Below are 23,564 nucleotides of genomic sequence, written 5' to 3'. Positions count from 1 at the left end.
GGGCTCGCTCTAGGCTTAAACGGGGGCAGTGGCCCGGCAGCACGGGGCGGGTGTTTCGCCGGTTTTGCTTGGGGACTTGCAACGGGAAGCTGAGCCTGGAGGCGTTGGAAGCCCTGGGCAAGCCCACCAGCCCCGCAGCGCGGATTCTGGCGGCCACCGTCAGCCGGGCCCGGTTCACCCGGCAGGAAACAGGGCTCCGGTCTTTTTTCGGCGCTCGGCCACTTGGGTTGTGTGGGGAATTGGGGAGCGGCGTTCCTCCTGGTTCCTAGCTGCTGTCACTTACCCCGTGGGCTCATCGGCTTGGGGTATTTCCACGGTGAAGGCCGTGCCCTGCCCCTCTGCGCTGGCCACCGAAATCGTCCCATGGTGCCACTCCACGATGGTTTTGCACAGCACCAGGCCCAGGCCCGTGGTCGGCTCGCCGCGCAGGCCGGGCCGCCGGGCCGGGGTGAAGCGCTCGAACAAGCGCGGCAGCACCGCGGCGGGAATGCCGACGCCGCTGTCCTGCACGTGCAGGCGCACGCAGCCCGGGCCGGGTTCCACTTCGACGTGCACCTGCCCCCCGTCGGGGGTGAACTTGAGCGCGTTGCTGACCAGGTTGGTGAGCACCTGGGTGAACTTGTTCACGTCCAGCTGGGCGTACACGGGCTGCGTCGGCAACGAATAGGTGAAGCGCTGGCCCAACAGTTCTTGCCCGTGCTGCAGCTGGTCCAGGGGCTCGCGCAGCACGGCCGCCACGTCCACCCGGCTGCGCTTCAGGTCCGTGTTGGCCGAGGCCAGGAACTCCACCGCAATCAGGTCGCGAATCATGCGCCGGCTTTTCTGGCTGGTGGTTTCGAGCACGCGCAGCAGCTCGGGAACGCGGCTGTCGGCCGGGGCCGACACTTCCCGGTGCAGGTAGTCCGCGATTTGCTCCACGAGGGCAAACGCGCCGCTCAAATCGTGGGACAGGATTTCGAGCACGGCGTTTTTGCGGGCGCTAAAGGCATCGGCGTTGGCCTGGTAGACTTTCGCCGCGCTCACGTCGCGCAGCGTCCCGCCGATGAGCACGCGCCCGTCCGTCGTTTGGTCGTAGCCCGGGGTCAGGCAGAACCAACGGTCGGCGGTGCCCACCGTCAGCAAGCGAAACTCCACCTCGTCGGGCATGCGGCCCTGCACCCAGTGCTGCCAGTAGCGGGCCAGGAACGGGCGGTCGTCGGGGTGCAGGCGGGCCAGCAGGGCGGGCCACTCGGCGTTTACCGCGGCCGGATTACCACCCAGCACGGCCGCGTAGGCGGCGTTCACAAACACGACCCGGCCGGCCGACACGTCGTAAATGAACTGGATATGAATGCCGGCTTCCGCCTGCTTCATAAAGAAGGCGGATGACTCGGACATTCCGATACGGCTTGTTTACAAACGAATATACTTCCTTTTGCCCTTATTCAACCCACCCAATGGCGGCGCGGGCTTGGGCCGCGACGGCGGCGGCGTGCTGGTCGATGCGGTGACAGACCTGGCCCAGGGTCAGCTCGCCGGCCACGTGGCGGCCGTAGAGCTGACGGGCAACCGGACTGGCTACGCCGCCCGTTCGCTCCACGGCGGCGAAGACCCGCTCAACGAGGTGCCGACGCTCTGCTTCGCCATCGTCCATCGGTTCGGTTCCTCTCGCATTCATCGCCTTTTCTTATGAGCACAGGAGACAATCAGGCTGGGCGCCCGCCAACGAGGCTTGGCGTCGGCCGGCCACGGGGATGGTGGGTGCCTTTCCCCGTCGGCGTCGCTTCCGGGGGCCATCCTCCCGCGTCTAGGCTCGGCGCGTTCTTCCGGTTGGCGAGCGGCGCCCCCGGCTACGCGACGGGAGCAGCGGGTGCGGGCTGGGGAAAATAGACCCGAAAGGTGGAGCCGCAGCCGGGCGCGCTGGTGACTTCCAGGCGGCCCCCTTCGTTTTCCACCAGCTTTTGCACCATGTACAGGCCCACGCCGGAGCCGTCGACGTGGGTGTGGAAGCGCTGAAACAGGGCGAAGGCGGGCGGGCCGGGCGGCAGGTCCACGCCCAGGCCGTTGTCCTGCACTTCCAGCACGGTGTGGTGCGCGTCCCGGCGGCACCGCAGCTGCACCTCGGGCACGCGGTCGGGGTGGCGGTACTTGACGGCATTGCTGAGCAGGTTGTAGACCACCGAGCGCAGGTTCTTTTCCGCAAAGGCGATGGCGGGGCAGGCGTCCACCTGCACCGTGAGCTGCACGTCGGCTTCCACCAGCGGCAGGGCTAGGTCCAGCAGCACGTCGCGCACCACGTCGGCCAGCGGCACCAGCGGCAGCGGTTGGCCCGGAACCGGCTTAACGCGGGCGATGGCCGACAATTCCCGCAGCGTGTGCTGGAAGCGCTCCACCGACTCGTGCATGAGCTCGAGGATGCGCGCCACGGGCGCCGCCCGTTCGGTTTCGGGCAGTTCCTCGCGCAGGGCGTGCAGCAAGCCGTCGAGGTTGTCGATGGGGCCTTGCAAATCGTGCGAGGCCGTGTACACAAAGGCGTCGAGGTCCACGTTGGCGCGGGCCAGGTGCTGGTGGGCGGTGTCCAGCACGTCGTGGCGGGCGCTGAGGTGGGAGAAGTCGAGGGCCTGGGCCTGGTTGTCGGCCAGGGCGACGCGCAGCTGCTCGTTGGCGGTCGCCAGTTCGGCGTTGCTGAAGAGCAACTGCTCGTGGCTGACGGTGAGCTCTTCGTTGGTCACGGCCAGCGCCTCGTTGGCCAAGGCGAGCTGGTGGGCGGTCAGGGCCGGCCCCAGCCCGTGGCCGTCGGCCGGTAGCCGGGCCTGGACGTGCGCACTCACGTCGTAGGCGAACAGCAGCAGGCCCGTCACCGCGCCGGCCGGGTCCCGCACCGCTTGGGCCAGAAAGGTGAAGTACACCGGCCCGCGCGGGTCCCCGGGCGCCTGGGTCGTCAGCTGCACTTCCTCGTGGCCGTGGCCGATGGCGCCCGTCTGGTACGCCTGGTCGAGCAACGCGAAGAAGGGCTGGTCCTGCAACTCGGGGAGTGCCTCCCGCAACCGCAGGCCGGCCAGCGGCCGGGGGCCCGCCAGCTGCCGGAACCGCGCGTTGGTGACCGTGACCATGTGCTCCGGTCCGGACAGGCTGGCCAGGCCAACCGGGGAGTCCCGCAGCAGCGCCGCCAGCCGAGAACGCTGGGCGGCGTCCGCGCCGGAGGGAGGGATGGCGGAAACTATCACGATGGCCAAGGAAAGGTAAGGGGATGTAAGGTAGTCCTTCTACGGGCGGCAACCGCCGTGCCAGCTCCTTACGCTTCCGGCGGGCGCTGGAATTGCAGGTCGCCGCTCAAAGCCTCGTGCTGCAGAATCGACTCGTGCACCACCCGGGCCTGTTGGCCGGTGTCCTTCGCTTTGCGAAAAAAGGCGTTGGCCACCTCGGCCTGCTTAGTTGCCTCAAAATGATGGCCCAGGTTCTGGAGCAGCAAGCTGGTTTCCTCCAGGCCCCGCATGGACTGGTAGAGCATGCTTTCCACCGACTGGGTCACCTCGCTGAGCAGCGCGCTGACGGTGTAGGCGTGCCCCGTGTGGCAGCGGTACCGAATCAGTTTGCCCTCGATGAGCTGCGTGAGTGCGCCGTGGCAGTCCGGGCAGGTGAACGGCGTGAGCTTGCCTTTGTCGATGATGCCCAGCTCGAAGCCGCCGCCCTGTTTGGCAATGGTCAGCTCGATGGTCAGCAGGTCCAGCTCGGCGGCGGGCAGGCGGGTTTTGGCGGGCGCCCGCTCTTGGGTCAGGCGCACGAGCAGCGTCCCCAGTTGGGCCAGGGGCACCACGTGGTCGGCCGCCACGAACTCCAGGGCGTTGGTGGGCATGGACGGTTGCTCGGCGTCGCCGGGTTCCTGCACGACGGCCACGCCGCCCATGCGCTGCACGCTCCACAGGCCGGAGGTGCCGTCGTCGAGGTAGCCGGTGAGCACCACGCCAATCACGCGCGGGCCGTAGGTGTAGGCCGCCGAACGGAACAGGGCGTCCACAGAGGGGCGGAAGCGGTTTTCCTTGGGGCCGCGCGTCACCAGCACCCGGTCGTCTTCCAGCAGCAGGTGGTGGTCGGGCGGGGCCACGTAGATGGTGCCGGGCGCGACGACTTCGCCGTTTTCGGGGTGCCGGGCGGGCAGGGCGGACACGGCGCTCAGCAGCCGGGGCAACAGGCTCGGCGAATCGGCCGGAATGTGCTGGACCACAAATATCGGGGCCGGAAAGTCGGCCGGCAGGGTTTTCACCAGTTCCATCAAGGCCGTCACGCCCCCGGAGGAAGCCCCGATGACGACAATGTCCCGGTAGCGCTTACTGGATGGTTTAGCGGCGGTGGCGGCCATGAAATTGGGAGGTAAACCCTCACCCGAAGGTGGCGTGAGGCGGTTCGATTGAGCTGGACCGTAACGGGTAAACGCAGCCCGCTTGGTGCGGTTGTCAGGCACGGAGCCTGTTCTGGGTTAAGCCCCTGCTGTCCAGGAATAACCAACCCCCTCCTGCGTCAAAAAAGGAAATCGTTAGCGGCCCGGGCTCACCCGTCTGCCTCGTCTTCCAGCGCCCCGCACGCGGCCTGCAGCAGCGCTTCGATTCGCGCGCCCCCTTCCTCGTCCCCGGCCGGGGACGACAGCACTGCGGCAAACAGGCGGGCCACGTTCGGCGTGGTGTTCCGGCCCAGGGCCATGCGCCAGGGCACAAAGCAGCGGGGCCGGGCCGGGGCCTCGGCGAGGGTCACGACTTCAGTGTGGCGCGGGTCCTGCCGAATGCGGGCGTACGTGGCCCGCACCGCCGCCTCGGGCCCTTCGAGCAGCTGCACGAACCACTCGTCCCGGTACACGAGCACGCCCGTAATCTGGGCGGCGGCGTTGGCTTGCCGGGACTGACTGAGCAACTCGTACACCTCGGCTTCAGCCAATGGTTGGGTGGCGCGGCTGTGGTAGAGCAGTTGGAACACGCCGGCGGCCGGGTCCGGTCCGGGAAGCGCCGGTACCGGCAGGTTCCCGCGCAGGATGGCGCGCACCTTGGCTTCGGTTAGCGGCTTGGGGACCAGGCCGCTGATGGGCAAGCCCTGCAGGCGCTCCAAGTCGGCCCCGTGCAGGGAAGTGGTGAGCACGACCATGGCCATCCGCTGCCGCTGGGCTGCGGGCAGCCGCCGGCACGCTTCCAGGAACCCGAAGCCGTCGAGCACGGGCATGTGCAGGTCCAGCAGCACGAGCCACGGGGCCGCGTGCGCGGGGGCCGGCGGGGCCAGCAGGTGCTGCAGTACCCGCAGGCCTTCGGTGCCGTTCGGGGCCGCGACCACTTGGTCGGCCACCGCGAGCTTGTGGAGCAGCCGCTGGGTGAGAAAGGCGCTCGTGGCGTCGTCGTCCACCAACAGTATGCCGGGTAGTTTGCGCATAAATCGGCGGGCCTGGGTTCGGCAAGGGAACCCGTGCCGCAGCATACGGCCGTTTGCCCGGAAGTGACTGCGAACGGAGGAGCTTTTTTTAAAACGACAACCGGCCTTCCCTCGAATTCTTCCTCTTCCTGGGGGCCGAATACGTCCCATTGCCTTCTCCACGGTCACCTAATGGCGTTTATTTGCGGGACATGCGGGCATTCTTGGAGTGGGACGTACCCACGGAGAGAGCAGGTCCTGACGCGTTGGCGCTCTCAGCTGTGGGCCGGGCTTTGTTCTGCACCCCAGGTGTTAAACCAACCCTTGCGTGTTGTTGATACAGCAACGGGCAGCCCAAGACGCCTTGACCGACTACCGAGCGGGGCACGAAAAGGGGGCGCCCGGGGTGAGGTGAGCCCACGCCTAGACCGCCGAGCAGCCGGGCATCCCGAGCCCTCGGCCACCCCCCGCTCCCGCTGCCCCCCTGAGTGGTAAAACAGCATTGAGAATCCTGCCGGTCGCGCGGGGTCTGGAGAGCTTGGGCCCTTCCCCGCACCGCTCAACCTCGGCGTGTAAATCGGCCCGTTTGGAAGAACCCCATCACTCCTACAACAAGGGCGACAGCGGCCGTTTAAGCAAAGGGTTGGCAGGCCAAAGAGGATTCCGGCACTACCTTTCCGTCATGCCCCGGGCAACTCGACGCCTGCTGGTTGGTTTGTGGACCGTTGCGCTCCTTGCGGTGGCGTTGGGCTCGGTGACGGCTTACGTAGGGCCGCTGTACTGGCTGAGCGGTTTTCTGCTGTGGGGCGCCGGCTTCTGCACGCTGCTCGTGCAGGCGCCTCGCCTGGCCTGGAATGCATCGGCGGCCGCGGCGTGGGGGCTCTTTCTGTTGGGGGCCGGCGCAGCCGGCATCGCCCTGTGCTACTTCGCTGCCTCCCCGTGGCTCTTTGCCGGGTGGTTTGTGGGCCTGACCAGCGTCCTGATTCTGCCGGCCATGCCCCTGCCGCGCCCCGGCCGGCGGGCCCTGCTCGCCGCCGCGGTTGGCTTGGCGCTGCTGCCGTGGGCGGTGCTGCGCCGCACCAGCCTGCTGCCCTCCATCGCCGCGGGCAACGCGGCCCACCTCCGTTTGCTGCTGGCGTGCGGCGCCGACCCCAACGAACGCGCCCAACACGAGACCCCGTTGATTGCGCCGTGCAGCTGGGCCGCGACGACCTAGTGGAAGTCCTGTTGCGGCACGGCGCCGACCCCAACGGCCGCAGCAGCGCCTTCCTGAATTCGACGCCCGTCTTGTTTGACGCCGCCCGGCTGCCGCCCACCCAGCGGCGCGTGCTGCACTTGCTGTTGCAGTTCGGGGCGGACTCGACCCGGACCAACGGCAGCGGGCAACGGGTCCGCCTGCCCGACCTGAAGTGGCCGCCGTTCCCGGCAATGCCTTCGAAGGAGCCCGGCAGCCGGCCCACACCAAGCGAGTAGTCGTTCGGCCAACGGGTCCGAATGCCCATAAAGAGGGAATACGCCCCGATGAAAGCGTAGTCAAACCCGCCGACGACCGGCGTCCGAATGCCCATAAAGAGGGAATACGCCGGGGCTTATACCTTTGGGGCATGTATCAACTCGTCACCCAATACGCCCTGTTCGGCCTGCGGCTGGAAAGCGACCCCGTAAGCCATACGCCCCACCAAATGCTGCGGCCCGTGGCCGGGGCGCCGCCGGCCTTTGACACAGAAGCCGACGCCCTGGCGTGGGCCCGCCACAACCACGACGAACTGCGCCACCACCCCCGGTTTGTGGTCCTGCCCGTTCATCACTTGGTCCTGGCCGACGCGAGCTAAGCCCCGGCCGGAAACGTTGACTCCGGGTGCTGGGCCGGTCCTGGAAAAGGGGTTGTGTTGAATATACCGGCGGTTTTTATCGACAACCCATTCGATTTAACAGAGACTGGCCATTGCTGACCGGGGCAATAATAAAGAAAGGCCACTTACGGTATCGTAAGTGGCCTTTTCGTGGGCCCAACTGGAATCGAACCAGTGACCTACTGATTATGAGTCAGTTGCTCTAACCGATTGAGCTATAGGCCCGGTGCTGGAGGAAGTCATCTTTCACCTCAACCCTGCCGCTGCCGGCCCTCCAACGGCACAAAAGTACGACCTTTGTCGACGGAAAACCAAGCTTGTTTATGCTCCCCCACTTGCTCTTCGATTTTGGCGGCGTCATCATCGACCTCGACTACGAGGCCACCCCCGCCGCCATGCGCCGCCTCAGCCGCGCCGGCCGCAACATTGCCTTCACCCAGGCCCAGCAGTCCGAATTGTTCGACCGGTTTGAAACCGGGCACCTCTCCGCGGCTGAATTCCGGGCGGGCTTGCGCGAGGCCTACGACCTGGACGCAACCGACGCCGAGATTGACGCCGCCTGGCACGCCATCTTGCTCGACGTGCCCGCCGAGCGGCTGGCGCTCATTGGGCAGCTGCGCCAGCAGGGCCACCAAACCGCCCTGCTCAGCAACACCAACACGCTCCACATTGCCGAAATCAACCGGCGGCTGGCCACCCAGTACGGTTTCAAACACGGCATTGCCGATGTGCTGGACCGCGTGTTTTACTCCCAGGAGGTGGGCCTGCGCAAGCCGGGCGAAGAAATCTTTCGGCACGCGCTGGCCGAAATGAACTGGCAGCCCGAAGACGTGTTGTTCATCGAGGACAGTCCGCAGCACGTGGCCACCGCCCGGCGCCTGGGGCTGCGGGTGCTGCACCTGGCCCCGCCGCTCACCCTCACCTCCGCCCTCCCCGAAGCCCTCCGTGCCTTTCCCCGAGAATACGCCCCCGCCACTGCCTGACCCTTCTTTCCAAACCGAGGAGGCGCCTTCGCCGGCCGCGGCCCGGCTGGCGCGCGCCCGGCGCCTGTTTCGTCGCTTCGAGCGGCCGGAGCCTTCGCCGCTGCGCCAGGCGGTGGTGCACATCGGCTTATTTCTGATTACGCTGGTCACCACGACGCTGGCGGGCATCCAGCTGACCCAGGCGCGCGAGTCTCCTCTCGACTTTTTGCCGCTTGAGGTGTTCCAGCTCCGTGGGCCCGCGCTGTGGGCCGAGCTGCAACGCGGGCTGTGGTTTGCGCTGCCTTTTTTGGGGGTGCTCACGGTGCACGAGTTCGGGCATTACTTCACGGCCCGGCGCAACCGGGTGCGTACCTCGCTGCCCTACTACATTCCTTTTCCGCTGGGGCTGGGCACGTTCGGGGCCGTCATCCGCATCAAGGACCGCATTTTTTCGCGGCGCGAGTTCTTCGACATTGGCCTGGCCGGACCGTTGGCGGGCTTCCTGGTCGCGGTGCCGCTGCTCATTTACGGCTTCACGCACCTGCCGCCGCTGGAGTATTTGTTCAGCGTGCACCCGGAGTACACGCCCTACGGGGCCGACTACGCCCGCTACGTGTACCCGCCCGGCGCCACGGGCCTCACCATCGCCAAACCGCTGGTTTACCAGTGGCTCGAAACGGCGTTTGCCAACCCGGCTTTGCTGCCCCATCCCAACGAGCTGCTGCACTACCCCGTGCTGCTGGCCGGGGCGCTGAGCTTGTTTTTCACGGCGCTCAACCTGCTGCCCCTGGGCCAGCTCGACGGCGGGCACATCCTGTACGGGCTGCTGGGTCACCGCATCTACAACCGACTCGCGCCGCTGCTTTTCACGGCCTTCGTGTTTTATGCGGGGCTGGGGCTGTTTACGTGGCAGAGCAGCGCCGATACCTGGCTGTACGGCGGCCCGGCCTATGCCCTCTACCTGGGGCTGCTGTTTTGGCGGGTGCTGCCCACGCCGCGCCAGGGCCTGCTGCTGGCCGCGAGCATCTGGGCGGCGCAGCTGGCCACCACGCTGGCTTTTCCCGGCGCCACGGGCAACCCCGGCTGGCTGGTGTTTGGCTTGCTGCTGGGTCGGCTCACGGGCATCTACCACCCTCCGGCGCCCGACGAGCGCCGCCTGAGCGCCGGCCGCCAGGTGTTGGGCTGGGTGATGGTGGCTATTTTTGTGGTGTGCTTCACGCCCAGCCCCTTCCGCTAAAGCCGCCCGGCGCAGGAAAAAATTACCGGAAATATTCCGGCTGAATTTATCCTTCTTTTTCATCGGCTTTGAGACAAGCGCGTCTCTACATTTGTTCTTGTACTACCTGCCGCCGCGGTGTCGGCATCCTGCGTTCTTTTTGATGATTTTCACCCAAAAACAGCTTTTCCTGGGCACCACGCACATTGCCTTGCGTGCCGAAAGCCTATATGTCTGCAAGCGTAACCCGCAAGGCGTGGCCACCCTCGAGACCGAAGTGCCATACGAAGAAATTCTGCCCATCCGGTCCGGCGAGCACCGCCACATTCCTACCAACCAATTGGTGCTAACCGGCTTGCTCCTGCTGGTGCTGGGCAGTGGCCCCTGGCGCGAATGGCTCAGCACGGGACAGGCCAACTACTCCTTCTACTTCTGGTGGCTGATTTTGGGCCTGAATGTTCTGGCCATGTGGCTGCGGTTTGAGCAGCAGTGGTGCACCTTCCGCCTGCAAACCGCCCACCTGGCCGTGACGCTGGCCGGCCGGCCCTGGCAGCGCAAGCAATTCCGGGCGCTGGTCGCAGAGCTGGAACGCCGCACCAAAACCTACCTCCGCGACGAATACGGCCAGGTCAACCCGCTCGGATTCATCGAGCCGCAGCTGCGCCGCGTGGCCTGGCTGCACGAGCTCGACGTGCTCAGCGCCCGCGAAGCGCAGGCCCTGTCCACGCGCCTCACCGGCCGCCGCAGCACCGACCCGCTCAAGAGCATGGGCCAGGAGCTGGAGTCGCCGTATCTGAATTAACTCACGCTACTTGCTTGAATCTTTGGGCAGGTCTTATCTCACAAAGCAAAAGCCCCGACTCTGCGCAGAGTCGGGGCTTTTGCTTTGTGAGATTCTGTCTCAGGGTGTTTGCTGTAGAGACGCGACCCTTCGCGTCTCGGCATTGAACGATTCTATTTAGCGCGGTCCCGGAGCCGCGAAGGGTCGCGTCTCTACATGGTTCTGGCGGCTTTCCTTATCAATTCGGACAACTCATCATAGAGAAGAAATGTGTGCCAGTTGCTATTCCCGCGTCACGCGCAGCACTTGGGTTTCGGTGCCCAGCGTCAAGCGCACGACGTAGACGCCCGCTGCCAGCTGGCCGGTTTCGGGCAGGGCCACAGTGCTTGAGCCGCTGGGCACGGCCAGCGTGCGCTGCACCAATAAGCGCCCGGTGAGGTCGTAGACGGCCACGCTGGCGCTGGGCTGCGGCCGGGTAACTTGCAGCGCCAGCGAGAAACCAGCTGCCCCAAACGGCACCGGTTGGGCCTGCGCGGCAAAACCGGTGGGTGCGGCAGCGCGGGTGGGCAGCATGGCAGTGGGCGTGCTCAGGGTGAAAGTGAAGCCGCCAGAAAGGAGGGCACTGCATTCCACGTAGTTCAGGGAGGCATCCTGGCCTGTGCGTACTAGTGGCTGCCATACCAGTGGCACGGCCAGCGGATTGGAGCTGAAGGGCTGGAGGTCGGCCTCGGCCAGGTTGTTCAATTCCGCGTCGCGGTAGGCCAGGCGCACAATGGCCGGCGTAGTGGCCTGCGTAATGGCGTCCAGGTAATAGCTACGCCGAATGCTGGTGCGGGCCGGCGCGCGGCCAATGGCTTGGTCGGTCACGCGAGTTAAATTGAATACGCCAACGCCAATCTGGCTAAAGCTCAAGCCCAGGCCACCAAAATCAGACACGGTGCTGGCGCTGGCAGGGACGCGCGTCAACGAGGCCAGCACCCGGCCCGAGACATAGGAGTCAGCAGTTTCGGTAATGGAGGCTACAGTGCTGCCAGGCAACAACGGAGAGGAGTTGATAGCCAGGGTCAGCGCGGAAGACTGCGTTTTCAGCACGCCGCGCTGCATAACGAGCGCCTGACCCACCGTCAGGCTTTGGGCCAGGCGGGCGGTGTCGGTGGCCGCGGGTAGGTTCACGAGCAAGCGCGGCACCACGAGGGAGGTAGCGGCCGGGGCCGTGAGCGTGACAGTCGCGCCGCGCAGGCTGAGCGTGCCGTTGGTGCCGCCGAGAGTAGCACCGGGCTCCAGGGTCAGGTTGCCGTACACTTCCAGCGTGCCGCCGTTGAGGGCCAGGGTGGTGCCGGCGCGCAGGGTCAGGTTGCGCACTTGCACCAGGCCGCTGCTCAGCACCGGCTGGGCGTTGGTTGCGCCGCGCACTTCGGCGTCGGTGGTGGAGGTGGGCAGGCAGGGCCAGTTGGCGGCCAGGGCCAAGTCGGTGTTCTGGCGGGCTTGCCAGGAAGAAGTGAGGGCCGCGCGCACGTCCACGGTGTCGCGGAAGGTGCAGCCGCCGACGCTGGTAACGCCGATGTACCGGTAACGGCCCGTCGCGGCGGGCACGGCGGCCAACGCATTGCTGCCCGTGGCCACGATGCCGTTGGGTCCGCTCCAGGCGGTGGCGTTGTCGCGCGTCACCAGGCTCCAGGCCGTCACGGGGCCCACGTCGGAGGGGCCGGCATCGACCACAAACAGTTTCCACGTGCCGTTGTGGGCCACGGTGCGCAGCTTGGCAAAGCCGGTGGGTTCGTCTACTTGCCAGGTACCCAGGAACGGGGCCGTGCCGCCGCTCAGCTTGCGCGCGCCCACCGAATCCACAAACAGGGTGTTCTGGTAGTTGCGGCCGTCGTCGCCGTTCATGCGGCTGAGCAGCACGCGCGTGCCGTCCGGCGCTTCCACGTACAGGGTCAGGTCGCCGGTGTAGGTGTGGGTGAGGCTCACCTGAATGCCGCGCAGCTCCAAAAAGCTTTCGGCTGAGCCCGCCACCGTGAGCGGGATGCGCACCCCCACGGGGTTGTTGTCGGGAATCTGGACGCTGCCCGTAAACCGAAAAGGACCTGCTAATTGGTTTTCAAACAGGCGGCTGCGCAGCCGGACCGTGCCGCCCGCGCAAGCCACCGTATCGGTGCCCACGGGCTGGGCAGCCACGGGCCGGCGGGCCGTCACCACCACCGTTTGCTGGTTCGAGCAGTTCGAACCGGGCGTGGCCGTGCTCACGGTGTAGCGAAGGCGCCCCCCAGTGGCCGGCGTGGTGCCGCGGCGCTTGCCCGCAGAGGCGTAGCCGCCGGGCCCGGTCCACTGGTAGGTCTGGCCGGCCACGCTGTCGTCGGCGGTTACGCGCAGCGCAACGGGGCCGAAGGCCTGGCCACGGCCGGCGCACAGGTCGGGTTGCAGGGCCGCGGCCGCCAGCACGGGCTGGCTGACGGTCACGGTCAGGTCTTGGGAGCTGGTGCAGCCAAAGTAAGGGTCGGAAGCCAGCACCGTGTAGCGGTAGGTGGCCGTGCCGCCGCCCACCGGCGCAGCGGGTCGGGTTTGCACCGTCAGGCCCGCCGATTCCACGCCCGGGCCCACCCAGCGCACCGAAGGCACATCGGCGGCCGCGCGGGCAAACAGCAGCTCTACCAGTTCCACGGTGCCGGTGCTGCCCGCTTGGCTGTCCTGGGCGTCGAGGTTGATAACGGTGAGGTTGCCGCTGGGCGCGATGCTGGAAAATGCCGCCGCCGGCTGGTAGGTACCCGTGAGGGCAGTGCCGGCCAGCGTGGCGGGCAGCGGCGCCGACGCGTTGTCGGCAAACGTGAGGTCGAGGGTGGCGGGCGCGCTGCCAGTGGTGGCGGGCAGGGCCGTGGCCAGGTTGAGGTAGGTGATGGCGCCGCTGCTGTTCACGGCCAGCCGCAAGGCCACCTGCCCCGGCTGGGCGTGGCGCAGGCGGACCCGCACGCCCACAATTCCGCTGTAGCTGCGGTAGATGCCCTCAAGGCCGTGCTGAAACGTGGCCCCGCTGCTGATGGCCGTGCTGTACACCGGCACCGACGTAAAGGACGTGGCCCCGTCGGGCAAAGCCGTGGAGTTGAGGTTGCGCAGCCGGCGCGTGGCCGGGTAAGCCGCCGTAGCCGTGAGATTGAGCACGCTGCCGGCGCACAGGCTGGCGGCCGAAGCCGTGGCCGTGAGCACGGCCGCGTCGTCGGGGGCGCATTGGGCTTGGGCTCCGGCGGGCGCCGTGACGCTGGTGCCCAGGCCCACGGCAAACCACGCCTCGGTCACGGCCGCCACTTCCGGGGAGTTGGCCCCGTACAGCTCGGTGGCCGCCTGAATGCTGAACACCCGCGTCGAGCGGTAGTCGGAGTTGGGCGTGAGGTAGAGGCGCTCGGTGCGGTAGGCAATGCGGGCCGCTTTGGCCAGCCCAATGCCGGTGACGCTGTAGGCCTGCTGCTGCTCGTTCACGCCGGTTTTGCCCACGCTCAGGATGTAGTACCAGTGGTTGAGCACGCCCGAGTTGGTGTGCACGCCGCCGTTGTCGGTGCTGCCGAAGTTCCAGCGGCGGCCCCGGTAGTTGGCGGGGCACGACGAGAGCACGCCCGTGCTCAGCGGGTCGCTCATCGAGCGCAGGCCGCCCGTATTGCGGGTGATGTCCTCCCCTATTATCCAGGTTTGCTTGGTGGGGTCGACGTGGTTTTCGATGGTGGCGCCCCAGATGTCGGAAAAGCCTTCGTTCAGCGCCCCCGACTCGCTCTGGTACACCAGGCCGGCCGTGGCCTGGCACACGCCGTGGCCGGTTTCGTGGGCGCACACGTCCAGGCCCGTGAGGGGCGAGAACTGCGTGGCGCCGTCGCCGTAGCGCATGGCGGTGCCGTTCCAGTTGGCGTTGTCGTAGTTGGAAGCGAAGTGCACGTAGTTAATCAGCTTGCCGCCCAGGCCGTCCCAGGAGTTGCGGCCGTGCACCGTCAGCCAATAATCGTACACCCGCGTCGAGCTGAAATGGGCGTCGAGCGCGGCGTTGTCTTTGGCCGTGTTGTTGAATTCGGCGTCGGTCCAGTCGTTGTCGGCGTCGGTGAAATCGGTGCCGCTGGCCAGGTTGGTACCATTGCGCAGGTTGTAGGTTTCGATGCCTGCCCCGCGGGTGTAGTCGCGCAGGCGGAAAGTGCCGTTGTTGGAATCGGTATCGGCCTGCCGGCTGCCCAGGTAGCGCGTGGCAAACGTGCCCGTGGCCGTAGCCGTGGGCCCGCGCCGGGCAGTGGGCGCCACGCGGCGGGCCGGCGCATTAGCCGGACTGCCCAGCCCCGCGGCGTGCTTGATGATGGCATCTTGCAGCACCACGGCCCCAGTGCGCGCGTCCACGTACACCCAGGCGCGGCTTTCGGGCTGCTGGGCGTAGATGTCAAACTTCCAGGCCAGCACCAGCGGGCGCTGCGCGGGTTCGTTCACCCGGTAGTCTTCCACTAGCACCAGCTCGCCGGCGGGGCGGTAGGTGGCCGCGGGGCGTTGGGTTTGGCGCTTCAGGCCGGCTTCCTCGGCGGGGTCTTCCCACATGTAGCGGCGGGCGCCCACGGCGGCCAGGCCGCGCTGCAACGCCACGGCTTCCGACAGGGCTGGCTTGGTGCTCAGCCCAGCGGGCACCGGCTTGAACTCGCCGCTGAGCACCCCGGCGGCGCGGTGCACGGTGTACACGCCGTGCTCCACTTTCACGCCGTTGAAAAACTGCTGAAACCGCTCGTGGACTTGGCCGCGCTCGTCGGTTTCCACGCGCAGGGGGCGCAGGTCGTCGGCGGGGCGCAGGGCCAACTCCTGGCGGAGCAGCTGCCGGCTGCTCAGGGGCTGCTGCCGCAGCGCGGCCGCCGACGGTGCCGCCAGGCGCCGCAGCTGCGGGGTGCCATCGGCGGGCATGGTTTGGGCGGCTACGGTGGCAGCAGCCAGCAAGGGCAGGGCGCCCAGCAATCCAGCGCGTAAAGGTTGAATCATAGAAAAATGGTAATCTAGCGAAGTGGTGCTTAAAGATACAGGCCGGCTCGGCACATCCGGCACTGGTACATGCAAGCAGCGAGGCCCGCACGGCTTGCGCTCAGACCAAGGATTTTTTCATAACTTTATGGGTGCCGTTTACCTTTGTTAGGAAAGCTTTTGCCCGCTGGCTCGCCCGTGAATCGATTTCTCGCTTTTTTCCTCGCCGCGCTCATGCTGCTCCAAACCCTGGGGCGGGAAGTGCTGGTGCTGGACTACGCGTTGAATAAGGCCCGCATCACCGAGCTATACTGCGTGAACAAGGCCCGCCCCCAGCTGGCGTGCAACGGCAAGTGCCACTTGGCCAAGCAGCTGCGCAAAGCCGACGGGGACGACAACAAAGCCCCGGCCGGCGTAGTTGGCAAAGTAAAATACGAGGTACTGCCCACCGCAGCCCTGGCCCTGTGCCTGCCCCAGCGGTGGCCGCTGCCGGCCCGGTGCTACCCCGCCTTGCGCGTGGGGGCCTCCCCACTGGCGCCCGGCGCCGACGTGTTTCGCCCGCCCCTCCTACTGGCTTGATTTTGGGTTGAGTCCTCGCTCGCGGGATGATTCGCCCCTTGTTGGCCACCCGTTGTGTGGGCCAGCGACGCGCGGCTCCGCGCCACCCGCATCAAGCAATCCAGTATATTCCCCATTTTCGATGAAAAACTTCTCGTTTACCGCATTTATGAGTGTTTTTACGCTGTTGGCCGCGGGCCTGACCGGCTGCGAGAAAGACAAAGAAGTGCCCACCGTCCAGAAGGGCGAGTTCACGTTGCGCATGGACAACGGCGTGAGCGCCACCGACGCCGCCAACGTCACCCGCTTCACTCCGCTGGTGCTCAACGCCGCCACCTACAAAAACGCCAATGGTGACGACTTCACCGTGAGCACCTTCAGGTACTACATCTCCAACGTGCAGCTCATTCGCGCCAATGGCAGCACCTATGCCGTGCCCGACAGCTACTTCCTGGTCGACCAGGCGGCCCCCGCTTCGCACGGCCTGACCATAAAAGACGTGCCCGCGGGCGACTTCACCAAGGTGTCTTTCACCGTGGGCGTGGACAGCGCCCGCACCAAAGCCGGCAACTTCACGGGCGTGCTCGACGGCAACAACGGCATGCTCTGGACCATGAACGGCCCGGAGTTCATCAACCTCAAGCTGGAGGGCCGCTCGCCAAAGTCGCCCACCACGGGCCTGATTTTCCACTTGGCGGGTTACAAGGGCGTGGCCAACAACACCATTCGCACCGTGACCCTGCCCTTTCCGGCCGGCAGCCAGCTGCTCGTCCGGCCCGGCCAGTCGCCGGAAGTGCGCGTGCAGGTCGACATCAGCAAGCTGTTCAACGGCCCCAACCCGACGGTGGCCAACCCGCCCTTCCTGAACCCGGTGAATTTTGCCACCGTGTACAACAAGATGAGCGGCCCGGCCGTGGCCAAGCTGGCCGACAACCTGGCCGCGGGCATGTTCTCCGTCACCGAAATCAAGGCCAACTAGGCCGGCTGAACACCTGGCCCGGTGCTACGAAATGCGTCGCTGAACGCCTTCAGCCAAGCCAAGCACCTGCTCCACCGGAAAAGCTGAACGCTGGGAACCCGCCGCCGCGGGTCGCGTAGGCAAGGGTCCACAAACCCTTTCTTTCCCATGAGCATTTCCCTCAATCCGCAGGCCGTGGCCTACGCCCGGCGCCTCATTCAGGACGGCAAACTGAAGAACGACCAGGGCCAGTGGGGCGAGCACAACCCCGACACGGCCGAGGAGAATGCCTTCCTGGAAAAACATGAGATGGAGGAATACGCCAACTGGCACCTCGGCCTCGACATGAGCAAGGGCGAGGACACCAAAGGCCGCTACCACTTTCCCTACGGCGACTTCCGCACCGTGCACCGCGACGGCCTCATTGCCGCCAAAGAGCGCGCCGCCCAGCAAGGCTACACCGACGTAGAGAATGCCGCCGACGAGCTGCTGCAGCTGCTGGAGAAAGAAGCGAAATGAGTTGAAAGCGACGAGTTAAGAATAAAAAAAGCCTGCTGGAAAATGCCAGCGGGCTTTTTTTATTCTTAACTCGTCGCTCTGGCCTTAGCCCAGCGCCGTCACGCCGGGCAACTCCTTGCCTTCCATGTACTCCAGCAGCGCGCCGCCGCCGGTGCTGATGTAGCTCACCTGCTCGCCAAAGCCCAGTTGCTGCACCGCCGCGGCCGAGTCGCCGCCGCCGATGAGCGAGTAGGCACCTTTGGCCGTGGCGTCGGCAATGGCTTGGGCCACGCCCTCGGTGCCTTTGGCGAAGTTGGGCATTTCGAACACGCCCATGGGGCCATTCCACAGAATGGTTTTGCTGTCGCGGATGATGGCGGCGAAAGCTTCGCGGCTTTCGGGACCCAGGTCGAGGCCCATCCAGCCGTCGGGAATGTCGGAGTTAAGCGCTTCCTTGGTGTTGGCGTCGTTGGCGAACTTGTCGGCAATGAGCGAGTCGGCGGGCAGCACCAGGTTCACGCCCTTGTCTTTGGCTTTCTGGATGAGTTCGCGGGCCAGGTCCACCTTGTCGGCTTCGAGCAGCGAGCTGCCCACTTTGCCGCCCTCGGCCACGGCGAAGGTATAGGCCATGCCGCCGCCAATGAGTAGATTGTCGACCTTGTCGAGCAGCTTCTCGATGATGAGGATTTTGTCCGAAATTTTGGCGCCGCCCATGATGGCGGTGAAGGGCCGCTCGGCCTGCTCCAGCACCTTCTTGGCGTTGTCGATTTCGGATTGCAGCAGGTAGCCGCCCACCCGGTCCTGGGGCGCGAAGGAATCGGCCATGACGGCCGTGGAGGCGTGGGCGCGGTGCGCGGTGCCGAAAGCGTCGTTCACGTACACGGTGCCCAGCTTGGCCAGCTTGGCGGCAAACTCGGCGTCGCCGCCTTCCTCTTCTTTATAGAAGCGCACGTTGTCGAGCAACAGCACCTGGCCGGGCTGCAGCGTGGCCGCTTTCTGCGCGGCGTCCTCGCCCAGCACGTCGCCGCCAAACTGCACTTCGCGGCCGTATTCTTCGGTGAGGCGGGCCACGAGGCTTTCCAGCGAAAACTTCTTCTCGTAGCCGCCTTTGGGCCGGCCCAGGTGCGAAAGCAGCACCACGGAACCGCCGTCGTTCAGGATTTTCATCACCGAGCGGGTGGCCATGCGAATGCGCGTGTCGTCGGTAATCTGCAGGTCTTTGTCGAGCGGCACGTTGAAATCGACGCGCATCACGGCGCGCTTGCCGGCGAAGTTGTAGGTATCGAGGGTGTTCATGAAAGGTGGAGACTTGGTGTTTTAAGTATGTAAAAGTGCAGCCTTTCGCCAGATTTCCGCTGACTTGCCTCGGAGCAAGCCCGCAAAGACGGCCACTGACGCGGCGATGGGCCGCTTTACGATGCATGGAGGCGCACCAGTTGCCCTGGGTCGCGCCGCTGTCGGCGAAAGTACGTGGCAGATGGCGGCGCGCAGTATCTTTCGCCGGTACCATTTCCCGTTGCTTTATGGCCTCTCGTCGGACGTTTCTGCAATCCTCTGCTGCTGGCTTGGCCGGGCTGGCGGCCGCTCCACTAGCCGCAGCGGCCCTGCCGCCAGTGCCGGCCGCGGGCAAACCCGTCGTCATTTCGACCTGGGACGCGGGCGTGAACGCCAACAAAGGCGCCTGGAAAATACTGGGCGCCGGCGGCTACGCCCTCGACGCCGTGGAGGCCGGCGTGATGGTGACCGAGGCCGAGCAAGGCTGCTGCGTGGGCCTGGGCGGCAACCCCGACCGCGACGGCATCGTGACGCTCGACGCCTGCATCATGGACGAGAAGTTTAACTGCGGCGGCGTGGCGGCGCTTGAACGCATCAAGCACCCCGTCAGCGTGGCCCGCCGCGTGATGGAGCGCACCCCGCACGTGCTGCTGGTGGGCGAAGGCGCCCAGCAATTCGCCGTGGCCCAAGGCTTTCCCTTAGAGCCTCAGAGGCTGAGCGTCGACGCGGAAAAGGCCTACAAAGAATGGCTCAAAACCAGCCTCTACAAGCCAGTGGTGAACATTGAGAACACCGGCAACCGGCCCACCGGCCCTGTAGGCGGCCCCCAAAACCACGACACCATCGCCATGCTGGCCCTCGATGCGCAGGGCCGCCTGAGCGGCAGCTGCACCACCAGCGGCATGGGCTTCAAAATGCGCGGCCGGGTAGGCGACTCGCCGCTCATCGGCTCGGGCTTGTTTGTGGACCCGGCCGTGGGCGCGGCCGCCGCCACCGGCCAGGGCGAGGACGTGGTGCGCATGGCCGGCGCCCACACCGTGGTGGAGCTCATGCGCCAGGGCCGCTCGCCCCAAGCCGCCTGCCGGGAAGCCGTGGAGCGCATTGCGGCCATCAAAGGCGCCAAGGCCAAGGACATTCAGGTGGCTTTCATTGCAATCAATACACAAGGACAGACCGGTTCTTTTGCTCTGCAAAAAGGCTTCAACTTCACCGTGAGCACCAGCGCCACGCCCGTCTTGCGCGACAGCGAGTTTCTCCTGAAATAGAGCTAACTGGATTTGACCAAAAAACAAACCGTCCTGCCGAGCGCAGCCGAGGCATCTCGCTCGAGGCAGTAATCCAATCGTAAGGAAAGAATTACAACCACACGCGAGATGCCTCGGCTGCGCTCGGCAGGACGGTTAATAAAGCTTGCTCCGTGACCTTAACTCTGGAAATTTGCGCCGCTTCGCTGCAATCGGCGCTGGCGGCGCAGGCAGGCGGCGCGCATCGTGTTGAGCTGTGCCAGAATTTGGAACAGGGCGGCATCACCCCTTCCTACGGCCTGATTCGGGAGGTGCTGGCGCAGCTGAGCATCCCGGTTTTTGTCTTGATTCGGCCCCGGTCCGGCGGCTTTGTTTACAGCGAAGGGGAGTTGGCCATCATGCGGGCCGACCTCGACCTGTGCCGCGCGCTGGGCTGCGCCGGCGTGGTGCTCGGCGCCTTGACTGCCGCTGGCCGCGTGGCCATGGCCGAGTGCGCAGCCCTCATAAAGCAGGCAGGCAGCATGGAAGTAACTTTTCACCGCGCCTTTGATGCGTGCCCCGACCAGTTTCAGGCCTTGGAGGACGTCATTGCGTTGGGCTGCCGGCGTGTGCTCACTTCCGGTGGACAACCGACGGCCGTGGAGGGCCAAACGCAGCTGGCGGCATTAGTATCTCAGGCGGCCGGGCGCATCGGCGTCATGGCCGCCGCGGGTATTACGGCGGCGAATATTCAGGAAATGGCCGCCCGCACCGGCGCGCAGGAATTTCACGCCAGCGCCAAACGCCTGCTTCCGCCCGAGCCGGACGCCGGGCTGTTTCAGGCCGAACGTTTTGATACGGACGCTGCTTTGGTAGCGGAGCTGGTGGCGCTGATGTAGCCCCGGCTTTTCGGCCGCATTGATGGCGGAAACCCGAACGGAATCCGCACGGCGTGGATACGCGGACTAAAAGTCCGCGCTACGGGTTCTTACCTTTGCAGTACTTATGAAAATTGGCATTTTTTTCGGGGGCACTTCGCGCGAGCGGGAAATTTCTTTCGCCGGTGGCCGCACCGTTTTTGATAATCTGGACAAGGCGCTGTTTCAGCCCGTGCCCATCTTCGTCGACAGCCTCGGGCAGTTCATTCTCCTCGACTGGCAGTACATCTACAAAGGCACCATTCGGGACTTTTACCCGCCCGTGAGCTCGCAGCCGCCTTCGCTGCACCACCTGCAGGTCTACATCGAAAGCCTGGGCGAGCTGAGCCACGAGGAACGATTCCACGCCATTGCCAAGGTGGGCCGCGAAGTGAAAGCAGAGGAGCTGCCGCTGCTGATGGATTTCGCGTTTCTGGCCCTGCACGGGCCGGGCGGCGAGGACGGCGCCATTCAGGGCATGCTGGAATGGCTGGGCATTCCGTATTCCGGGTCGGGCATTCTGCCGTCGGCCTTTGGTATTGACAAGATTGCGCAGAAGAACCTGTTGCACGCGCTGGGCCGCCCCACGCCCACCTTCCGCGTCATCAAGGCCGAGGAATGGGACAGCACCGACCACGCCGCCACCCTCTCCTACTTGGTGCGCGAGCTGGGCCTGCCGCTGGTGCTGAAAGCGCCGCGCCAGGGTTCCAGTATCGGGGTCAGCATCCTCAAAACCGACGACCTGGCCAAGTTCGAGGCGGCCGTTGAGCGCAGCCTGTTCCGCAAAATCGTGACCCGCGAAGAGTGGCAGCGCCTCGGCCAGCAAGACCGGCTGGCCTGGGTACAGCACCTCACCGACATCCGCGAGGGCATTGGCCTGCCGGTTTTAGTTGATAGTTACCCGTTGTCAGTTGTCAGTGCCAACGCCGGCCTAACAACTGGCAACCAACAACCAACAACTGTCTACCACCCCGAAGCGCTGCTTTTCGCCCTCATCGAAGCACTGGAAACGGCCGAGCAGGTGCTCCTGACCAACGTGGACGGCGAAACCCAGGTGCTGGTGGAAAGCTTCGTGGCCGGCCGCGAATTCAGCTGCATTGTGGTAGAAGACCCCAACGGCCAACCGCTGGCCCTGCCCCCCACGGAGATTGTGAAGGGCGAGGAGATGTTCGACTACCGCTCGAAATACCTGCCCGGCCTGGCCCGCAAAGTCACGCCCATTGACCTGCCCGAGGAGAAAATCCAGGAAATCCGCGAGGCTTGCGAGGAAATGTTCCGCACCTTCGGCTTCCAGGTGTACGCACGTCTGGATGGCTTTGTCGTTGAAGGGCATGAGGGCAAAAAGGTGAGAGGCAACGAGGGTGAAACCACCTCAACTCCTACCCTCCTGCCCTCCTACCCTCCTACCCTCTACCTCAACGACCCGAACACGACGTCGGGCATGCTGCCGGCTTCGTTCTTCTTCCACCAAGCGGCCGAAATTGGGCTGAACCCCTCGCAATTCCTCACCTACCTGGTCCGGACTTCACTGGCGGCCCGGCGCCGGGCCGGCCTGCGGCCGGTGAAGCTGGCGCAGCTGCTCGCCAAGCTCGATACGGCCGTGGCCGGCCGCCAGCACGAAGCCACCGAGCGCATTCGCGTGGCCGTGATTATGGGCGGCTACTCCTCGGAGCGCCACATTTCGGTGGAAAGCGGGCGCAACATTTACGAGAAGCTCAGCTCGTCGGCCAAGTACGCGCCGGTGCCGGTGTTCCTCACCGGCTCAGCCACGGAGCACAAGCTGTACGTGCTGCCCGTGAACGTGATGCTGAAGGACAACGCCGACGACATCCGCGAGAAGATTGAGCACGCCGAGGCCGGCGAAGCGCCCCACCCCATCTTGGAGCGCATTCGACGCGAGGCCAGCGTGATTACCAGCACCTACGCCGGGCAGGCCCTGGCCCAGCCGCGCCGCATTTCCTTCGAGGAATTGGCCCAGCTAGCCGACGAGGTATTCATTGCGCTGCACGGCCGGCCCGGCGAGGACGGCGCGTTGCAGCAGCAGCTGGAGAAATTTCACCTGCCCTACAACGGCTCGGGCGTGGCCAGCAGCAGCATCACCATCAACAAGTTCGAAACCAACAAGCGCCTGCGCGAAGCCGGCCTGCTGGTGGCCGAGCACCGCATGGCCAACAAGCTGGAGTGGCAAGCCGACACTGAAAGCTTCTACCGCGGCCTCGAAACCCAATTCCCCTATCCCTTCATTGCCAAGCCAGCCGACGACGGCTGCTCCTCGGCGGTAAAGAAAATCAAGACCCGCGCGGAGCTGGAAGCCTTCTGCCAGCTGATTTTCCGGACCGAAGAAGATTTGCTAACCGGCCCGGCCGAAGTGCTGAACCTGGGTTTCAAGGAAGAATTTCCCCGCAAGGATGCCTTCCTGGTGGAAACCCTCATCAGCCGCGACGGGGCCGCGCATTTCCTGGAAGTCACGGGCGGGCTGCTCACCAGCTACGACGAGGACGGCCAGCTCGACATCGAGGTGTTTGAGGCCAGCGAGGCGCTGGCCACCGGCGAGGTGCTGAGCCTGGAGGAGAAATTCCTGGCCGGCGAAGGCCAGAACATCACCCCCGCCCGCTACGATGCCGACGCGGCCGAGCGCCAGCGCATCAGCAACGAGGTGAAGGCCGTGCTGCGCCGCGTGGCCGAAGTGCTCGACATCCAGGGCTACGCCCGCATCGATGCTTTTGTGCGGGTGCGCCAAGGCGGTGCGGTGGAGGTACTCATCATCGAAGTCAATTCGCTGCCCGGCATGACGCCCGCCACCTGCATTTTCCACCAAACGGCGCTGGCCGGCTACACTCCATACCAGTTCATCGACCGGATTCTGGAGTTTGGCAAGGCGCGGACGGAAAAGGCAGCATTGGAACAAACCAAATAACCCGTCATGCAGCGCGCAGCGCAGCATCTCGCTCGCCGCCAGTTACTCTTTTCAACAATTGAGTTACTGCT

General features: G+C 65.5%; 19 protein-coding genes and 1 tRNA gene. 13 read left to right on the top strand and 7 right to left on the bottom strand.

Translation table 11 applies throughout. The annotated features are described in order from the left end of the window. Positions 1–279: 279 nt before the first annotated feature. Positions 280–1,377 (bottom strand): PAS domain-containing sensor histidine kinase, encoded by a 1,098-nt coding sequence (locus VF629_RS19550; protein WP_331060190.1) that lies wholly within the window; start codon positions 1,375–1,377, stop codon positions 280–282. A 37-nt stretch (positions 1,378–1,414) separates the two neighbouring features. Here VF629_RS19550 and VF629_RS19545 point away from each other — a divergent pair, with 37 nt between their 5' ends. After that, entirely contained in the window at positions 1,415–1,672 is a 258-nt protein-coding gene (locus tag VF629_RS19545) for a hypothetical protein (RefSeq protein WP_331060189.1), read from the top strand. Positions 1,673–1,829: 157 nt separating this feature from the next. Here VF629_RS19545 and VF629_RS19540 read toward each other — a convergent pair whose 3' ends face one another. The 3 genes from VF629_RS19540 to VF629_RS19530 form a co-directional block, all read right to left on the bottom strand. After that, complete coding sequence (locus tag VF629_RS19540; RefSeq protein WP_331060188.1) at positions 1,830–3,206, bottom strand: sensor histidine kinase; 1,377 nt, start codon at positions 3,204–3,206, stop codon at positions 1,830–1,832. A gap of 68 nt (positions 3,207–3,274) precedes the next feature. Further along, positions 3,275–4,339, bottom strand: a complete 1,065-nt coding sequence (locus VF629_RS19535; RefSeq protein ID WP_331060187.1) for a chemotaxis protein CheB — start codon at positions 4,337–4,339, stop codon at positions 3,275–3,277. 188 nt (positions 4,340–4,527) lie between these two features. After that, complete coding sequence (locus VF629_RS19530) at positions 4,528–5,391, bottom strand: BLUF domain-containing protein (protein WP_331060186.1); 864 nt, start codon at positions 5,389–5,391, stop codon at positions 4,528–4,530. A gap of 661 nt (positions 5,392–6,052) precedes the next feature. On the opposite strand from VF629_RS19530, the gene VF629_RS19525 reads away from it, so the two are divergent. From VF629_RS19525 to VF629_RS19515, 3 genes are all read left to right on the top strand, one after another. Next, on the top strand, positions 6,053–6,586 hold the full coding sequence (locus VF629_RS19525; RefSeq protein WP_331060185.1) for a hypothetical protein: 534 nt from the start codon (positions 6,053–6,055) through the stop codon (positions 6,584–6,586). Then, a complete protein-coding gene (locus tag VF629_RS19520) occupies positions 6,562–6,843 on the top strand; it encodes a hypothetical protein (RefSeq protein ID WP_331060184.1) in 282 nt (93 codons plus the stop codon). Before VF629_RS19525 ends, VF629_RS19520 begins: the two co-directional genes overlap by 25 nt. A gap of 131 nt (positions 6,844–6,974) precedes the next feature. After that, positions 6,975–7,202 (top strand): hypothetical protein, encoded by a 228-nt coding sequence (locus VF629_RS19515; protein WP_331060183.1) that lies wholly within the window; start codon positions 6,975–6,977, stop codon positions 7,200–7,202. Positions 7,203–7,374: 172 nt separating this feature from the next. On the opposite strand, the gene VF629_RS19510 is transcribed toward VF629_RS19515, so the two are convergent. After that, a tRNA-Ile gene (locus VF629_RS19510) sits at positions 7,375–7,448 on the bottom strand. 98 nt (positions 7,449–7,546) lie between these two features. Here VF629_RS19510 and VF629_RS19505 point away from each other — a divergent pair. The 3 genes from VF629_RS19505 (at position 7,547) to VF629_RS19495 (ending at position 10,203) form a co-directional block, all read left to right on the top strand. Continuing rightward, positions 7,547–8,206 carry an HAD family phosphatase gene (locus VF629_RS19505; RefSeq protein WP_331060182.1) on the top strand — a complete coding sequence of 220 codons (660 nt, stop codon included), beginning with the start codon at positions 7,547–7,549 and terminating at the stop codon, positions 8,204–8,206. Beyond that, a complete protein-coding gene (locus VF629_RS19500) occupies positions 8,169–9,422 on the top strand; it encodes a site-2 protease family protein (RefSeq protein WP_331060181.1) in 1,254 nt (417 codons plus the stop codon). Before VF629_RS19505 ends, VF629_RS19500 begins: the two co-directional genes overlap by 38 nt. A 142-nt stretch (positions 9,423–9,564) precedes the next feature. Further along, entirely contained in the window at positions 9,565–10,203 is a 639-nt protein-coding gene (locus VF629_RS19495) for a hypothetical protein (RefSeq protein WP_331060180.1), read from the top strand. Between the two features lie 261 nt (positions 10,204–10,464). Here the strand turns inward: VF629_RS19495 and VF629_RS19490 are convergent, their stop codons facing one another. Further along, complete coding sequence (locus VF629_RS19490; RefSeq protein ID WP_331060179.1) at positions 10,465–15,168, bottom strand: M4 family metallopeptidase; 4,704 nt, start codon at positions 15,166–15,168, stop codon at positions 10,465–10,467. Positions 15,169–15,381: 213 nt separating this feature from the next. Between VF629_RS19490 and VF629_RS19485 the strand changes: the two genes are divergently transcribed. The 3 genes from VF629_RS19485 (at position 15,382) to VF629_RS19475 (ending at position 17,182) form a co-directional block, all read left to right on the top strand. After that, positions 15,382–15,726: a hypothetical protein gene (locus VF629_RS19485; protein WP_331060178.1), complete on the top strand. Its 345-nt coding sequence runs from the start codon at positions 15,382–15,384 to the stop codon at positions 15,724–15,726. Between the two features lie 148 nt (positions 15,727–15,874). Further along, positions 15,875–16,684, top strand: coding sequence for an MbnP family protein (locus VF629_RS19480; RefSeq protein WP_331060177.1), 810 nt, complete (start codon positions 15,875–15,877; stop codon positions 16,682–16,684). 147 nt (positions 16,685–16,831) lie between these two features. Further along, positions 16,832–17,182 (top strand): hypothetical protein, encoded by a 351-nt coding sequence (locus tag VF629_RS19475; RefSeq protein ID WP_331060176.1) that lies wholly within the window; start codon positions 16,832–16,834, stop codon positions 17,180–17,182. 84 nt (positions 17,183–17,266) lie between these two features. Here VF629_RS19475 and VF629_RS19470 read toward each other — a convergent pair whose 3' ends face one another. Next, positions 17,267–18,457 carry a phosphoglycerate kinase gene (locus tag VF629_RS19470; protein WP_331060175.1) on the bottom strand — a complete coding sequence of 397 codons (1,191 nt, stop codon included), beginning with the start codon at positions 18,455–18,457 and terminating at the stop codon, positions 17,267–17,269. Between the two features lie 227 nt (positions 18,458–18,684). Here VF629_RS19470 and VF629_RS19465 point away from each other — a divergent pair, with 227 nt between their 5' ends. The 3 genes from VF629_RS19465 (at position 18,685) to VF629_RS19455 (ending at position 23,493) form a co-directional block, all read left to right on the top strand. Continuing rightward, positions 18,685–19,701 carry a N(4)-(beta-N-acetylglucosaminyl)-L-asparaginase gene (locus tag VF629_RS19465; protein ID WP_331060174.1) on the top strand — a complete coding sequence of 339 codons (1,017 nt, stop codon included), beginning with the start codon at positions 18,685–18,687 and terminating at the stop codon, positions 19,699–19,701. A 152-nt stretch (positions 19,702–19,853) separates the two neighbouring features. After that, on the top strand, positions 19,854–20,558 hold the full coding sequence (locus tag VF629_RS19460; RefSeq protein WP_331060173.1) for a copper homeostasis protein CutC: 705 nt from the start codon (positions 19,854–19,856) through the stop codon (positions 20,556–20,558). A 106-nt stretch (positions 20,559–20,664) separates the two neighbouring features. Further along, complete coding sequence (locus VF629_RS19455; RefSeq protein WP_331060172.1) at positions 20,665–23,493, top strand: D-alanine--D-alanine ligase; 2,829 nt, start codon at positions 20,665–20,667, stop codon at positions 23,491–23,493. The last annotated feature ends 71 nt before the right edge of the window (positions 23,494–23,564 follow it).

It is taken from the genome of Hymenobacter sp. (genome assembly GCF_036388155.1).
GTDB lineage: Bacteria > Bacteroidota > Bacteroidia > Cytophagales > Hymenobacteraceae > Hymenobacter.
Note: the sequence above shows the minus strand (reverse complement) of the source record. Positions and strands in the feature narration are given on the sequence as shown.

What these genes read in the sequence shown, in the direction of transcription:
- VF629_RS19550 (WP_331060190.1), bottom strand. Translation starts at nt 1,377, where the DNA reads ATGTCCGAGTCATCCGCCTTCTTTATGAAGCAGGCGGAAGCCGGCATT.
- VF629_RS19535 (WP_331060187.1), bottom strand. Translation starts at nt 4,339, where the DNA reads ATGGCCGCCACCGCCGCTAAACCATCCAGTAAGCGCTACCGGGACATT.
- VF629_RS19530 (WP_331060186.1), bottom strand. Translation starts at nt 5,391, where the DNA reads ATGCGCAAACTACCCGGCATACTGTTGGTGGACGACGACGCCACGAGC.
- VF629_RS19525 (WP_331060185.1), top strand. Translation starts at nt 6,053, where the DNA reads ATGCCCCGGGCAACTCGACGCCTGCTGGTTGGTTTGTGGACCGTTGCG.
- VF629_RS19515 (WP_331060183.1), top strand. Translation starts at nt 6,975, where the DNA reads ATGTATCAACTCGTCACCCAATACGCCCTGTTCGGCCTGCGGCTGGAA.
- VF629_RS19505 (WP_331060182.1), top strand. Translation starts at nt 7,547, where the DNA reads ATGCTCCCCCACTTGCTCTTCGATTTTGGCGGCGTCATCATCGACCTC.
- VF629_RS19495 (WP_331060180.1), top strand. Translation starts at nt 9,565, where the DNA reads ATGATTTTCACCCAAAAACAGCTTTTCCTGGGCACCACGCACATTGCC.
- VF629_RS19490 (WP_331060179.1), bottom strand. Translation starts at nt 15,168, where the DNA reads ATGATTCAACCTTTACGCGCTGGATTGCTGGGCGCCCTGCCCTTGCTG.
- VF629_RS19485 (WP_331060178.1), top strand. Translation starts at nt 15,382, where the DNA reads ATGCTGCTCCAAACCCTGGGGCGGGAAGTGCTGGTGCTGGACTACGCG.
- VF629_RS19480 (WP_331060177.1), top strand. Translation starts at nt 15,875, where the DNA reads ATGAGTGTTTTTACGCTGTTGGCCGCGGGCCTGACCGGCTGCGAGAAA.
- VF629_RS19475 (WP_331060176.1), top strand. Translation starts at nt 16,832, where the DNA reads ATGAGCATTTCCCTCAATCCGCAGGCCGTGGCCTACGCCCGGCGCCTC.
- VF629_RS19470 (WP_331060175.1), bottom strand. Translation starts at nt 18,457, where the DNA reads ATGAACACCCTCGATACCTACAACTTCGCCGGCAAGCGCGCCGTGATG.
- VF629_RS19465 (WP_331060174.1), top strand. Translation starts at nt 18,685, where the DNA reads ATGGCCTCTCGTCGGACGTTTCTGCAATCCTCTGCTGCTGGCTTGGCC.
- VF629_RS19455 (WP_331060172.1), top strand. Translation starts at nt 20,665, where the DNA reads ATGAAAATTGGCATTTTTTTCGGGGGCACTTCGCGCGAGCGGGAAATT.